Source organism: Streptomyces sp. NPDC002911 (assembly GCF_053591835.1).
In genome coordinates, this window is record NZ_JBSFUO010000037.1 from 19,188 (window position 1) to 32,068 (window position 12,881).

At 71.1% G+C, this 12,881-nt stretch carries 11 protein-coding genes, 1 tRNA gene and 2 pseudogenes; 8 read left to right on the forward strand and 6 right to left on the reverse strand.

Features of this window, described 5'->3' with window-relative positions:
* The first annotated feature begins 202 nt into the window (after positions 1–202).
* From ACWD04_RS30840 to ACWD04_RS30855, 4 genes are all read left to right on the forward strand, one after another.
* Complete coding sequence (locus ACWD04_RS30840; protein ID WP_451137061.1) at positions 203–667, forward strand: DUF5709 domain-containing protein; 465 nt, start codon at positions 203–205, stop codon at positions 665–667.
* A gap of 95 nt (positions 668–762) precedes the next feature.
* Positions 763–1,329 carry a type 1 glutamine amidotransferase domain-containing protein gene (locus tag ACWD04_RS30845; RefSeq protein ID WP_451137039.1) on the forward strand — a complete coding sequence of 189 codons (567 nt, stop codon included), beginning with the start codon at positions 763–765 and terminating at the stop codon, positions 1,327–1,329.
* 237 nt (positions 1,330–1,566) lie between these two features.
* Complete coding sequence (locus ACWD04_RS30850; protein WP_451137040.1) at positions 1,567–2,403, forward strand: Rieske 2Fe-2S domain-containing protein; 837 nt, start codon at positions 1,567–1,569, stop codon at positions 2,401–2,403.
* 187 nt (positions 2,404–2,590) lie between these two features.
* Positions 2,591–3,409, forward strand: coding sequence for a class I SAM-dependent DNA methyltransferase (locus ACWD04_RS30855; protein ID WP_451137041.1), 819 nt, complete (start codon positions 2,591–2,593; stop codon positions 3,407–3,409).
* 135 nt (positions 3,410–3,544) lie between these two features.
* Here ACWD04_RS30855 and ACWD04_RS30860 read toward each other — a convergent pair whose 3' ends face one another.
* Together ACWD04_RS30860 and ACWD04_RS30865 are read right to left on the reverse strand one after the other, a co-directional pair.
* Positions 3,545–3,955 (reverse strand): (R)-mandelonitrile lyase, encoded by a 411-nt coding sequence (locus ACWD04_RS30860; RefSeq protein ID WP_451137042.1) that lies wholly within the window; start codon positions 3,953–3,955, stop codon positions 3,545–3,547.
* A gap of 64 nt (positions 3,956–4,019) precedes the next feature.
* On the reverse strand, positions 4,020–5,036 hold the full coding sequence (locus tag ACWD04_RS30865; RefSeq protein ID WP_451137043.1) for a zinc-dependent alcohol dehydrogenase family protein: 1,017 nt from the start codon (positions 5,034–5,036) through the stop codon (positions 4,020–4,022).
* Positions 5,037–5,289: 253 nt separating this feature from the next.
* Here ACWD04_RS30865 and ACWD04_RS30870 point away from each other — a divergent pair, with 253 nt between their 5' ends.
* Positions 5,290–6,165, forward strand: a complete 876-nt coding sequence (locus ACWD04_RS30870; RefSeq protein WP_451137044.1) for a helix-turn-helix transcriptional regulator — start codon at positions 5,290–5,292, stop codon at positions 6,163–6,165.
* 434 nt (positions 6,166–6,599) lie between these two features.
* On the opposite strand, the gene ACWD04_RS30875 is transcribed toward ACWD04_RS30870, so the two are convergent.
* Together ACWD04_RS30875 and ACWD04_RS30880 are read right to left on the reverse strand one after the other, a co-directional pair.
* Positions 6,600–6,673, reverse strand: a tRNA-Pro gene (locus ACWD04_RS30875).
* A gap of 50 nt (positions 6,674–6,723) precedes the next feature.
* Positions 6,724–9,381, reverse strand: coding sequence for an ATP-binding protein (locus ACWD04_RS30880; RefSeq protein ID WP_451137045.1), 2,658 nt, complete (start codon positions 9,379–9,381; stop codon positions 6,724–6,726).
* 107 nt (positions 9,382–9,488) lie between these two features.
* Here ACWD04_RS30880 and ACWD04_RS30885 point away from each other — a divergent pair, with 107 nt between their 5' ends.
* From ACWD04_RS30885 to ACWD04_RS30895, 3 genes and pseudogenes are all read left to right on the forward strand, one after another.
* On the forward strand, positions 9,489–10,022 hold the full coding sequence (locus ACWD04_RS30885) for a DUF309 domain-containing protein (RefSeq protein ID WP_451137046.1): 534 nt from the start codon (positions 9,489–9,491) through the stop codon (positions 10,020–10,022).
* Between the two features lie 106 nt (positions 10,023–10,128).
* Positions 10,129–10,551, forward strand: a complete 423-nt coding sequence (locus tag ACWD04_RS30890; protein ID WP_031100772.1) for a DUF350 domain-containing protein — start codon at positions 10,129–10,131, stop codon at positions 10,549–10,551.
* Between the two features lie 164 nt (positions 10,552–10,715).
* Positions 10,716–10,976: pseudogene (locus ACWD04_RS30895) on the forward strand (hypothetical protein); the annotation flags it as partial.
* A 9-nt stretch (positions 10,977–10,985) separates the two neighbouring features.
* On the opposite strand, the pseudogene ACWD04_RS30900 reads toward ACWD04_RS30895, so the two are convergent.
* Together ACWD04_RS30900 and ACWD04_RS30905 are read right to left on the reverse strand one after the other, a co-directional pair.
* A pseudogene (locus tag ACWD04_RS30900) lies at positions 10,986–11,292 on the reverse strand (FAD-dependent oxidoreductase); the annotation flags it as partial.
* Positions 11,289–12,722, reverse strand: coding sequence for an FGGY family carbohydrate kinase (locus tag ACWD04_RS30905; RefSeq protein WP_451137047.1), 1,434 nt, complete (start codon positions 12,720–12,722; stop codon positions 11,289–11,291). The gene ACWD04_RS30905 and the pseudogene ACWD04_RS30900, both read right to left, overlap by 4 nt.
* Between the last annotated feature and the right edge of the window lie 159 nt (positions 12,723–12,881).

The window sequence follows — 12,881 nt, forward strand, 5'->3', positions numbered from 1 at the left end:
TGCCAGAGCTCCGGCCAGCCCTTCCGACCCGCCTGGCAGTCGAACCGCGCGCACCCGGGGGACCGGGCGGAGCAGCCACCCGGGAAAGCCGCATCACTGAGATGAGCACGCGCGGGCAGGAGAGCGGCGACGCCGCATGCCCCTCGTACCGGCGATGGCGGATGCGGCGTACCAGGAAGACCTCAAGGGAAGGAGCGGCCCGATGCCGGAAGAAGGACGCGGTGACGACGTCTACCAGCCGGACGGTTCGGACGCGGGCAACCGGCCCGCGGGCGACCTCGACCCGGAGAACGTGATCGACGAGCCCGACCTCGACGACATGCTGGACACGGGGTACTCCCCGCCGGAGAAACCCCTGGGCGTGTCGAAGTACGGCACGACCGGCGAGGAGCAGAAAGAGGGCGAGTCCCTCGACCGGCGTCTCGCTCAGGAGGTGCCCGAGGACGACCCTCGCCTGGTGGCGGACAGGGCCGATGACGGGCCGGAGGACAACGGTCCCGAGGAGGGCGACGCCGGGGACGAGCGGGCCGGCCGCGTCGCCACTGCTGACGAAGCGACCGGGCCCGAGCGCAACAACAGGGTGCTGGGCCGTGACGTCGGCATCGACGCAGGCGCGGCCTCCGCCGAAGAGGCAGCGGTGCACATCCAGGAGGACGACGAAGCCTGAACGCCCTGATCCCGGTCCCCCGTCCGTCAACGGGGAGGGACGTCACGATCGCGGGCCACAGTCCGGTGGACCGCTCGGAGGAAAGGTGACAAGCGATGACCGACACCAACATGAAGCAGCGGAAGGTACTGGCCGTGGTCACCAACTACGGCGTGGAGCAGGACGAGCTCGTGGTGCCACTCGACCACCTTCGTGGTGCGGGCGCACAGGTCGACGTCGCGGCTGTGTCGATGGACGACATCGTGACGCTGGTCGGTGACAAGGATCCGGGAAAGACGGTCCGGCCCGACCTCACCCTGACCGACGCCGACCCCGGAAACTACGACCTGCTGCTCATCCCGGGCGGCACCCTGAACGCCGACACGCTCCGCCTCCAGGACGCGACCACCGGCATCATCCGAGCGTTCACGGACTCCGGCCGGCCTGTCGCAGCCATCTGCCACGGCCCGTGGGCGCTGGTCGAAGCGGGCGTGGTCACGGACAAGCGGCTGACCTCCTACGCGTCGTTGCGGACCGACATCCGCAACGCGGGAGGCGAGTGGACCGACGAAGCGGTCGTGACGGACGGTTCCGGTGGCTGGACACTGATCACCTCACGCAACCCCGGCGACCTGGAGCCGTTCGTACGGGAGATCGACAAGACCCTCGCGGTACAACCCTGACCGGAGCAGTGGCGGGCGGGACGGCGGGCGGTCGTGCACTGCACTCGCCGGGGGGCGTCGGGTGGGCAATCGAATGACAACGGCGTGCAGCTGTTTCCCGGCGCCCACAATGGATACCCGCCCCATATGAGCGAAATGTCTGAAGTAGGTAGTCACACCTCCGACGGCGGCACGGCCTCGCAAGCGGCGAAGCGCCTGCTGCCGTCGCCTCTGGGCCCTGGCAGGATCCTCCGGGCCATGCACCGTCTGGAGCACACCACCGCGCTCGACGGTGTCATCGACCGGGTCCGGGACACGGTCCAGGCCGCCCCGCTGGGACCCTTGCGCGACCTGCTGCACGGCCGCTGGCTGGGCCATCCCGTGCATCCCCTGCTGGTGCAGGTCCCGATCGGCAGCTGGCTCTCCGCGGCGGTACTCGACTTCCTGCCCGGGCAGCGCCGGGCGTCCTGCGTCCTCATCGGCGTCGGCCTCGGCACCGCCGGCCCGGCCGCCGTGGCGGGCTGGGTCGACTGGGCCGAGCTGCAGCACCGCCACCGTCGCGTCGGCTTCGTACACGCGGCGGCGAACATCACCGCCGTGGCGTTGTACGCCGGGTCGTTCACGGCCCGCGCGCGCGGGCGTACCTGTCTCGGTAAGACACTGGGGTTCGCGGGGCTCTCGGTCGTGGGAATCGGCGGGGCCATCGGCGGTCACCTGGCGTACCGGCAGGCCTCGGGAGCCAACCACGCCGAAGCGGTGCAGGACCTGGTGAAGCCCGGGTGGCACGAGATCGGCGCCGTCGTCGAACTTCCCATCGGCGAGGCCGTCCGCCGGTACATCGACGACGTGCCCGTCGTGGTCGTACGCGAGAGCGGCGAGCAGGTGCACGCGCTCGCCGACATGTGCAGTCACCTGGGCGGCCCGCTGTCCGGGGGTGAGGTCACCGACGGCTGCGTGCGCTGCCCGTGGCACGGCAGTGTCTTCCGTCTGTCCGACGGCTGGAACGTCCGGGGGCCGGCGACCGCGGCACAGCCGGCCTTCGAGACCCGGGTCATCGACGGCCGCGCGGAAGCACGACTGCGCGGCCAGGAATAGGGGGGCGCGCCGGATCCCGGTAACCATCGGGGCCGTTTCGGAATCCTCCGGACGGCCCCGAACTCCGATGCATGCGACCGGGGCTTCCGATGCAGCTACAGCCGGTTCCCCGTGAGACCGGGGAGGCGTTCGCGACAGCGGAAACTCAGTGGCTGGTGTGCCTGGCAGCGTGTCATTCTTCGGCACCATGGATGCTGACGTGTGGAACGAGCAGGTAGCACAGAGCTACGACGAGTCGTCGGAGCACATGTACGTGTCCGAAGTCCTGGATCCCACGGTTGACTTCCTCGAGCGCCGTGCGGGGCGTGGCCAAGCCCTGGAGTTCGCGGTGGGAACCGGCCGCGTCGCACTTCCGCTGAGCGCGCGAGGCGTGCGAGTGGCCGGAATCGAGAAGTCGGAGCCTATGGCCCGGGAGCTCGGTAAGAAGCCCCGGGGCGATGATGTGGCCGTGACCGTCGGAGACATGACGGCCTCTCAGGCATCGGGGACGTTCAGCCTGGTCTACCTCGTCTACAACGCCATCACCTGCCTGCTCTCCCAGGACGAACAGGTCGCGTGCTTCCGTAACGCCGCGAGACACCTCGAGCCGGACGGCCGTTTTGTGATCGAGGTGTTCGTCCCCGAACTGCAGCGTCTGCCGCCCGGCGAGACCGCCCGACCGTTCCACATCGGCGACCAGCACGTCGGATTCGACACGTATGACCTGGTCAACCAACATCTGGTCTCGCACCACTACACCGTCGCGGACGGCCGAGGTTCCACGTTCCTTTCACCTCATCGGTATGTCTGGCCGTCCGAGCTCGACCTGATGGCCAAGCTCGCCGGCCTGGAACTGTCCGAGCGCTGGGCCGACTGGAACGAAACGCCTTTCACCGCCTCCAGCAGATCACACGTCTCCGTGTGGCAGAAGCCGCCCGTCCGCTCCGCGAGGAAACCGCAGGTCAGGCCGGTGGGGGAGGCGCGCTCGTTCCGGGTACTGCCAGGCCCCCTTCGCGGCGGTGCCTGACCTGCCGCGAGGCGGTGGCCTCCGTGCAGGAAGCCGCAGCCTCGTTGCTGCCACTTGACGGTTTCACGGCGGTGATGCGTACCACGTCGGACAGCGTTTCTTGCTCAGCGGAGACAGTCGGATCGGGGATCGGGGTCAGTTGACGGGCGGGGCGGCGGTGTACTCCTCGTCGGTGACGGGAGTCAGCCAGTGGACGACATCGTGGTCGTCATCACCTTCGTTGATCGCCAGGTGGACCATCAGCCGGTTGGGCGCGGCGCCGTGCCAGTGCTCCTCGTCGGCCTCGAACAGGACGCGGTCGCCGGGGCGGATGACCTCGACAGGCCCGCCCCGGCGCTGGCACAGGCCGACCCCTTCGGTGACGAAGACGGTCTGGCCCAGCGGGTGGCGGTGCCAGTGGGTGCGCGCGCCGGGCATGAAGTGCACCAGGGCGGCGGTGACCCGGGACGGCGCTGGTGCGGCGGCGACGGGATCGATGTAGACGTCGCCGGTGAACCAGTCGGCCGGGCCCTTGACGGTGTTGATCGAGCTTCGGGTGATCTGCACGGTTGTTCCTCGTCTGTGATTGTCGCGGGGTGGTGGCGCTCTGCACCGGGCGGGAGGCGCGCGGTCAGGGCCTGAGGAGTGCCTTGATGGCGCGGCGCTCGTCCATGGCCTTGTAGCCTTCGGCGACCTGGTCCAGGGGGAGGGTGAGGTCGAAGACCTGGCCCGGGTTGATCCGGCCCGACAGGACACGGTCGATGAGATCGGGAAGGTAGCGGCGCACGGGGGCGGGGCCGCCGCGCAGGCCCACGTGGGAGAAGAAGAGTTCCTGGCCATCGATGGCGACCTCGTGGGGGACGCCGACGAATCCGACGTTGCCGCCGGGCCGCGCCGAGTACAGGGCCTGCTGCATCGCCTGTGCGGTGCCGACGCACTCCAGCACCGCATCGGCGCCGATCCCGTCGGTGAGGTCCTTGATCCGGGCGATGCCCTCGTCGCCGCGCTCGGTGACGATGTCGGTGGCGCCGAACTCGCGGGCCAGCTTCCGGCGGGACTCGTGGCGGCTCATGGCGATGATCCGCTCCGCGCCCATCTCCTTGGCCGCGATCACGGCGGACAGGCCGACCGCGCCGTCGCCGACCACCACGGCGGTCGAGCCGGGCTTCACCTCGGCGGCGTCGGCTGCCCACCAGCCGGTACCCATGACGTCGGAGACGGCCAGCAGGCTGGGCCACAGCTCCTCGTCCGGCACCTCGTCGGTGGCGACCAGCGTGCCCTGGGCGTTGGGGATGCGTATGTAGTCGGCCTGGCAGGTGCTCATGAACTCCCGGTGCAGGCAGTTGGACTGGAAGCCGTTTCGGCAGTTCGCGCAGGTGTTGTCCGAGGTCGCGAACGAGCCGACCACGAACTGGCCCGGCTTGACCGAGGTGACCTCGCTGCCGACTTCCTCGACGAAGCCGACGTACTCGTGCCCCATGGGGTGCGGATCACCGATCGGCTCCAGGCCACGGTAGGGCCACAGGTCGGAGCCGCACACACAGGAGACGGCGGTACGGATGATCGCGTCGGTCGGGTGGAGGATCTTCGGGTCGTCCAGGGTCCCGAAGCGAACATCGCCGGGGGCATGGATCACTGCGCCGCGCATGAGGGGTTCCTTACGTACTGGAGGGGCGGGCCGCTGGTGCCCGTACGGTCGCGTACCGGGCGCACGGGGGCGGCATCGCGGCCACCGGGCCGAGTCCCGGGCGGGCAGTTGCCGGGGGCCACGCCGAGGCGCCGCAGCCGGGAAATGCCACGTTCTCCAGGGAACCGCGTTTCCGTGGGGTGAGCGAGTTACCAGCGAGGGGTGTACCAGCAGTACATCCCTCCCGCGTCACACAGGCCGTACGGTCGGGAATATGGACAACCACGAGGAGGTCCGCGAGTTCCTGACCTCGCGGCGAGCGAAGATCTCCCCGGAGCAGGCCGGGCTGCCCGCCGGGTCCCGGCGGCGTGTGCCCGGGCTGCGCCGGAGCGAGGTCGCGGCACTGGCCGACGTGAGCGTGGAGTACTACGCGAAGCTGGAGCGGGGCAGCCTCGCCGGCGTCTCCCCTGCCGTGCTCGAATCCGTCGCCCGCGCCCTGCAGCTGGACGACGCGGAGCGCGCCCACCTTCTCCACCTGGCTCAGGCGGCCGACGGCTCCAGCACCCTCGCACGTCCCCCGCGCCGGACCGCCAGGCAGTGGAGCCCCCACCGGAGCCTGCAGTGGACGCTGGACGCGATCACAGCGGGGCCCGCGGTCGTGTGCAACGGCCGGACGGACATCCTCGCCGCCAACCCGCTCGCCCGTGCCTTCTACACCGACCTCTTCGCCGACTCCCGCAACCAGGGCAATCTGGCCCGCTTCAACTTCCTCGACCCGGCCTCCCGCCGTGTCTACCCCGACTGGGAGCTGTTCGGGGACATGGCGGTGGCCATCCTGCGCCGTGAGGCCGGCCGCGACCCCCACGACAAGGATCTGCACGACCTTGTCGGGGAGCTGTCCACCCGCAGCGAGGCCTTCCGCACCCGCTGGGGCGCCCACAACGTCCGCCGCCACGGGACCGGCACCAAGCGGTTCCACCACCCAGCGGTCGGTGACCTCACTCTCGCCTACGAGGTGCTGGAGATGGCCGCAGAACCCGGACTCAGCATGACCATCTACACCGCCGAACCCGGCTCGCCCAGCGAAGAAGGACTTCGCCTGCTCGCCTCCCTGGCCGCCACCGAGGGCGCGCCGGGAGCTGTTCGCTGACTCCGCCCGATACGGCGCCTTCCCGCGCACCCTGCACGGCACCTGACAGAGGGCCAGTCGAAGGAGGGCGACAACATCGGCGACGTGCCCTCAAGGCGCCTGTGTACGACTGGGGATACACCGACCACTTCGGCGAGGAGATCAACTGGAACGACGGCATCATCCTGACGCCCTGGTACCTGTACGTGTATGTGCAGGCCCGTGACGGTGCCCAGGGTGGACGTGTATGGCGCGAGCCGGCATACGCAGCTTCACTGTGTCGGCATGCAGTGGGTCCAGGTCACCGCGGCGCACCGGCCGCCGAAGCGCCCGCCTACCGCCGAGCCCGATCGTCCCCACCCGCTGATGACGGTCAAGGGCGCCGGTACCCAAGAATGGCCAAGGGCCGGTTTCGGATTGCTCCGAAACCGGCCCTGACCTGCGACTGTCTCCAGTCGGGACGACAGGATTTGAACCTGCGACCCCTTGACCCCCAGTCAAGTGCGCTACCAAGCTGCGCCACGTCCCGATGCGTTCCTCCCCGGTGTTCCCGGGGGGCTGCGCAGAACAAACATTACCTCACTCCGAGGACCGGATCGACGCCCGTTCCTGCTGGGCGCGGGTCACCAGTCCCTCCGCGCCGCAGGCGGTGGCCAGCTTCTGGGCGCGGGCGACCTCCTGCTGGGAACGGATCGCGGTGCCGTACTCGAAGCGGGCCATGGCGTGCTCGTAAGCGGACGAGGATGCTTCGAGGTGGCGCACGGCCTCGGCCAGCAGGTGGGTGGCCTCCTCCTCGGGTGCGAAGAGGGCTACGCAGCGCAGGGCCTCACCGATCGCCGTGTCCGTGCCGAAGCGTTCCGCGTGGACGCGCGCCCGGGCGGCCAGCCCGGCGGCGCGGACCGGGTCGGTGTCGGCGAGAGCGCGGGCGAGGTCCCCGGCCCAGGGCGCCCAGACGCCGTTGAACCGGCCTCGTGGCTCCAGAGCCGCCCCCGCGGATTCCAGTTCGGCCACGGCCTCCTTGGTGCGCCCTTCGGCCAGCAGCAGACGTCCGCGTACGCACGGGGCGTCCGGCAGGACCATCGCGCTGGGGTAGGGCGGGCCGAAGCCGTAGCGGTCGGCGACCAGCCGGGCCTCCGCCGTCCGGCCTCGGGCGAGGAGGGTGTCGACGAGGAGGCAGGTGGCGTCCCAGTGGACGGGCAGTCCGCTGCCGGCCCGGTCGGCGAGGCGCAGCCCTTCGCGCAGGAAGCCCTCCGCCTCGGCGAGACGGCCGCGCCTGCGGTGCACGAGGCCCAGGAGGGTGTGGGAGAACGCGAGGTGCGCGCCGCTCCAGCCGGAGATCTCGAAGGCGCGCACAGCCTCACCGAAGAGTGCCTCGGCCCGGTCGAGCTGGTCGGTGAACGCGTAGGTGATGCCTACCATCGCGGGGAGTTCGAAGCCCCATTCGGAGTCGGTCCAGCCCAGCCCACGCGCCGGCCTTCCGTCGACGAGTGCGCGTTCGCAGAAGCCGGTGACGAGTTGGGCGTTCTCGCCACGGAGCATGGCGTCGAAGGCCCGCAGGGTGAGGAGGGCGCGCTCGGCGTTGTCGCGGCCCTTGAGGTGATTTGCGTTGCGGGCGAGGCGGGCCGACCGTGCGGGGCCGTCGTCCTCCGTGGCCTGCATGCCCTCCCACAGGAAGTGCGCGGCCTGGAGACGCATCAGGCCGGGTCCGGGTGCCGTGCGGGAGGCCTCGGCCGCGAGCGAGAGCGCCGCGTCCTTGAGCTGGTTGTTGTGGGACAGGGCGGCGGCGAGCCGGAAGGTGGCGTCGATCCGGAGTGTCTCGGCGAGCCCCGGCGTGTCGAGCGCGGCGCGCAGGTGCTGCACCGTGGTGGCCGGTGAGGAGAGCAGCGTGGCGCAGCCCAGCTCGTACAGCAGAACCGCTCGGTGGCGGGGCCGCGGCGGCTCCTCCAGGGCGCGTTCGAGGCAACGTCTGGCGGCCTCCGGCGCACCGACCGCGAGGTGTTGCCGTGCTGCCTCGCGCAGCTGCGCGACCAGCTCCTGGTCGTCGTCCGGGTGGACTTCGAGCAGATGGCGGGAGGCCGCCGCGACCCCGAGTCCGGCCTGGGTGATCGCCCAGGCCGCACGGCCGTGCATGGCGGTGCGGGTCGCCGGCGGGATGGAGCGGTAGACGGCGGTGGCGATGAGCGGATGGACGAATTCCAGCGGGTCGAAGCCGCTGACGATACGGGCGTCCCGCAGCCGGGCCGTGCAGTCGGCGGCCTCCGCCGAGCTCATGCCGGCCAGCGTCGCGGCGAGATCCTGGGAGATCTCGGTGCCCAGCACGGCTGCCGCCCAGGCGAAGCGGTTGGCATTGGTGCCCAGGCGTTCGAGGCGGGCGACGAGCCCGCTGCCCCGGGCCGACGCGCCGAGCTCGCGCAGCAGACCGGCGGATTCCTCGACCGGTGCCAGTTCACGGTCCTGCGCCTTGGCGACGAGTTCGACCGCTTCGTACGGATTGCCTCCGGTGACGGCCCAGACCTCGCGGCAGAAGGGATCGTCCGCGTGGTCGCCCAGGCCGGCGCGCACCAGGTCTGCCGTGGCGTCGGGGGTGAGTGCGCGCAGTGCCACCCTGATCAGCGCCGGGTGGACCGCGGTGGCGCCGCGATCCGGGGCGCGGGCGACGGCCCAGTCGGCGTTACGGTCGGCGAGCTCCTGGGGGCGGTGCGCCTGGACGACCAGCAGGGGCAGTTCGGACAGCCGCGCGGTGAAACCGGCGAGCCAGGCGAGGGATTCACCGTCCGCCCAGTGTGCGTCGTCCACTATCAGGAGCAGCGGCCGGTGGCTGAGGCGGGAAGCGAGCCGGGACACGACGTAGTCGAGGCCGTCCCTGACACCTTGCGGGTCGGCCTGCGGGCCGACGGGGCTCGTGAGGCCCAGAGCGGGTGCGGCGATCTCGAACCAGTCGCCGAACAGGGCACGGGCCTCGTCGGCGGGTAACCGGTCCAGCGCGGGCTGGAGCAGCTGGCGTACGACGTGGAACGGCACCGAGGTGACCGTCTCGCCGCCGCGTGCGGACCAGATGGTGCAGCGGTCGGCGGCCATGGCCTGGATCTCTGCGAGCAGGGCGGTCTTGCCGATGCCGGCTTCGCCGCTGAAGACCAGCAGCCCGCCCGCCGCTTGCCCGCCGCACAAGGCGTCCAACGCCTTTCGTGCGGCTGCGAGTTCCGTTTCTCGCTCGTACAACGGCCGGGACGGCTTCATGCCTCCCCTTCCCAGGGTGGTTGCGGAGAGCACCGAGCCTATCCGCGCGCGGGTGCCCAAGGACAGGGTTACCGCGGTTCTCCGCAGGTGCGAGGCACAATCGGAGGGTGGACGAATCGCGCAGGGACCGTGACGAGGAAGGGCGGGCGCGCAATGCGCGCCCCCGGGACGGGCTGGGGCGCCCCCTGCCGTACGGGACTCCGGGAGTGGAGCGGCAGCCCGAGGGGGTGGTCCGCTCCCCCGACGGGACGGTGCGCGAGGCCCAGCGTCTGCTGGACGCGGGCATGCCGTTCCATGCCCATGAGGTGTTCGAGGACGCCTGGAAGTCGGGACCGGACGCGGAGCGCGAGCTCTGGCGGGGCCTCGCCCAGATGGCGGTGGGACTGACCCATGCCGCCCGGGGCAACACCGCAGGCGGGGCACGACTGTTGAGGCGGGGCGCCGCCGCCGTCGAGGGGTTCCTGGCATCGGATCCGCACGGGATCGGGGTGGGCGGACTGATCAGCTGGGCAACGGAGTTGGCCGGTCGCGTGGAGCCTGCGGGACGCGAGGGAGCGGGGGCCGGGAACGAAGGCGCCGGCGTCGTGGACGCGGCGGCCGAGGCACCGTGGTTGCTGCGAGGGGACCGGCCCGGGAAGTAGGCACGTACGTGCGATAGGTTTTGCTCCTTCTTGATGGCGTGTTGATCGCGCCCGTCACGCTCACGCTCCAATTCTTCGACAACTCGCTCAGGAGACGGACGCCCCGATGACCGACATCATCAACGGCCTCGGCCGTGCCACCGCATACGGGGCCCTCGGCGTCGTACTGCTCGTTCTCGGCATATTCCTCATCGACGCCCTGACGCCGGGCAAGCTCGGGCGCCAGATATGGGAGGAGCGCAATCGCAACGCCGCGCTGGTCCTGAGTTCGGCGCTGCTGGGCATCGGCGGCATCGTGTTCACGTCGATCTGGACGACGTACGAGGACTTCGGCAAGGGACTCGCCTCGACGGCCGCGTTCGGGCTGCTCGGTCTGATCATGATGGCTGTGGCCTTCCTCGTCGTGGACCTGGTCACGCCCGGCAAGCTGGGGGCCACGCTGGTGGAGCGGGAGCCGCACCCGGCGGTGTGGGTGACGGCGGCATGCAACCTGGCGGTGTCCGCCATCGTGTCGGCGTCCATCGCCTGATCCCTGACCGCCGGGTGATCCCCCGGTCCGGTGAGCGTCGCGGTGCGCAGCCGTTACGATCCGGCGTCATGAGCACTTCAGACCAGGATCGGCACCAGGAGCAGGAGCAGGAACCCGGCGACGGCCCTGCGGCGGTACCGGCGCTACCCGATTCCGCAGTGCGGGAGCGGAGACTCACGCCACGTCAGGCGCGACAGCTGCGGATCGTGCTCTCCTCGCTGGGCATGGCGGCGATGGCCGTCGTCCTGGCCCTGCGGATAGCGAGCCGCTCGTCGGTCCTGGTCGTCGGGGTCTACGGACTCGCGCTCATCCTCTGCGGTGTGGTGATCGAGCTCAGCAGGAACGGCCGCACCCGGCTCGGCAGCTGGCTGCTGGGCGCCGGACTGGTGGCGGCCGTCGGCGCGGACTGGCTGCTCATCCCCTGAGCCGGTCCCGCCGGCCCTCTCGACCGGGTCGCCGGTCTCGGCGGCGTAGGCAAGGAGGAGTTCCTGCCCCGCGTACGAGGCTGGCCTCCAGCGAACCGGGGACGGCGTCGAATCCGGTGTGCAGAATCGCGGAGTCGGCCTTCGACGTGCCGTCGCCGATGTCGTCGACGGCGTCGATCAGCGCGGTGCGCAGGTGGTAGCGGGCCGGTTCGCGGGCGATGGCCGTGCCCACGCCGCCGGCGCCGACGACGGTGACGCCCTACGTGCCGTCCGCGCCCTTCTCCGAGAACAGGGGGCCGGTCGTGGTGACGGTCACGCGTGCTCGAGCAGGCTGTCCACCGCCGCACGGAAGCGCGCGAGGCGCTCCGACGCCTCCTCGGGGCCGATCCGTGGTTCGTACACGGCGGAGGGCCGCCACTCAGGGGCCGCCCCGCTCGGCGGCAGCTGCGGTTCGAGGCCGAGCCTGGCCACCATGCCGGCACCGAGCGCGGTCACATCGGTCAACGCCGACACTTCGACCGGCCGTTGCAGCAGGTCCGCCTGGGTCTGCATGAGCAGGGAGGAGCGGGTCAGACCGCCGTCGACCCGCAGAGCGGTCAGCGGGGCGCCCTGGTCGGACGCGACGGCGTCGGCCAGGGCGACGACCTGCGCGGCGATGCCCTCGCAGAGGGCACGGACCAGGTGGCCCGCGGTGGTGTCGAGGCCGAGGCCGGTCAGGGAGCCGCGCAGGTCGCTGCGCCACCAGGGAGCGGCGAGGCCGGCGAGCGCGGGCACGAAGGTGACTCCGCCGGTGCCGTGGACCGAGGCGCCCACCGCGTCGAGGTCGGCCGCCCCGGAGATCACCCCGAGGTCGGTGAGCCAGCGTACGGCCGAGGCGGCTGTGTAGACCTGGCCGTCGAGGCAGTAGTCCGTCTGCCCGCCGAGGCGCCAGGCGACACAGCTGACCAGGCCGGTGGAGCCGGTGCTGGGCCGGCGGCCGGTCTGGGCGAGGAGGAACGCGCCGGTGCCGTAGGTGCATTTGGCCTGGCCCGGTTCCAGAGCGCCCTGCGCCAGCAAGGCTGCCTGCTGGTCGACGAGGAGGCCGGTCAGGGGGACTTCGCCGCCGAACCCGGTGGTGGTGCCGACCGGTCCGGCGCAGTCGACGACGGTGGGCAGCCGCTCGTCGGACAGGCCGAAGATCTCCAGTGCGGCGGGCGACCAGCCGACGTCGTGGAGGTCGAGCAGCTGGGTGCGTCCCGCGGTGGCGGCGTCTGTGACGAAGGCTCCGGTCAGCTGGTGGACCAGCCAGGAGTCACTGGTGGTCACGACCCCGTCCCGGGTCAGCTCACGGCGCATCCACGCCATCTTGGGGGCCGCGAAGTACGGATCGAGGGGCAGCCCGGTGAGCCGCTTCAGCTCTTCCCCGTGCGCGGCGAGACCGTCACAGATCCCTTCCGCGCGCCGGTCCTGCCAGACCACGGCGTCGGTCAGTGGCCGGCCGGTCGCGGGGTCCCAGGCCAGCACCGTCTCGCCCTGGTTGGCCAGGCCGACGGCCGCCACGGGTTCGGCGGCGTCCGCCACCGCCTCCCGGCCGGCGTCGAGGACCGACCCGATCAGCTCGGCGGGATCGGCCTCCACGAGGCCTCCGGCGCCGTACCGCGGGCGCACGGGCGCCGAGCCCGAACCGATCACCCCCCGGTCGGGACAGATCACCAGCGCCTTGGTCCCGGACGTCCCCTGGTCGATGGCGAGTACTGGTCCTGTCAATCGACGCTCCAGCCGTGCGGACCGCCCGGACCCGGGCGGAATCGTGATCATCTGGCCCCTGGGCCCACAGTCGTGCAGACCGTGCCCCGCGTCAACCCTCTTCAGGACATCCCGTCCGGAGCGCTCGGAAGAGGTCGACATCCGTTGTAAAGAGCTACT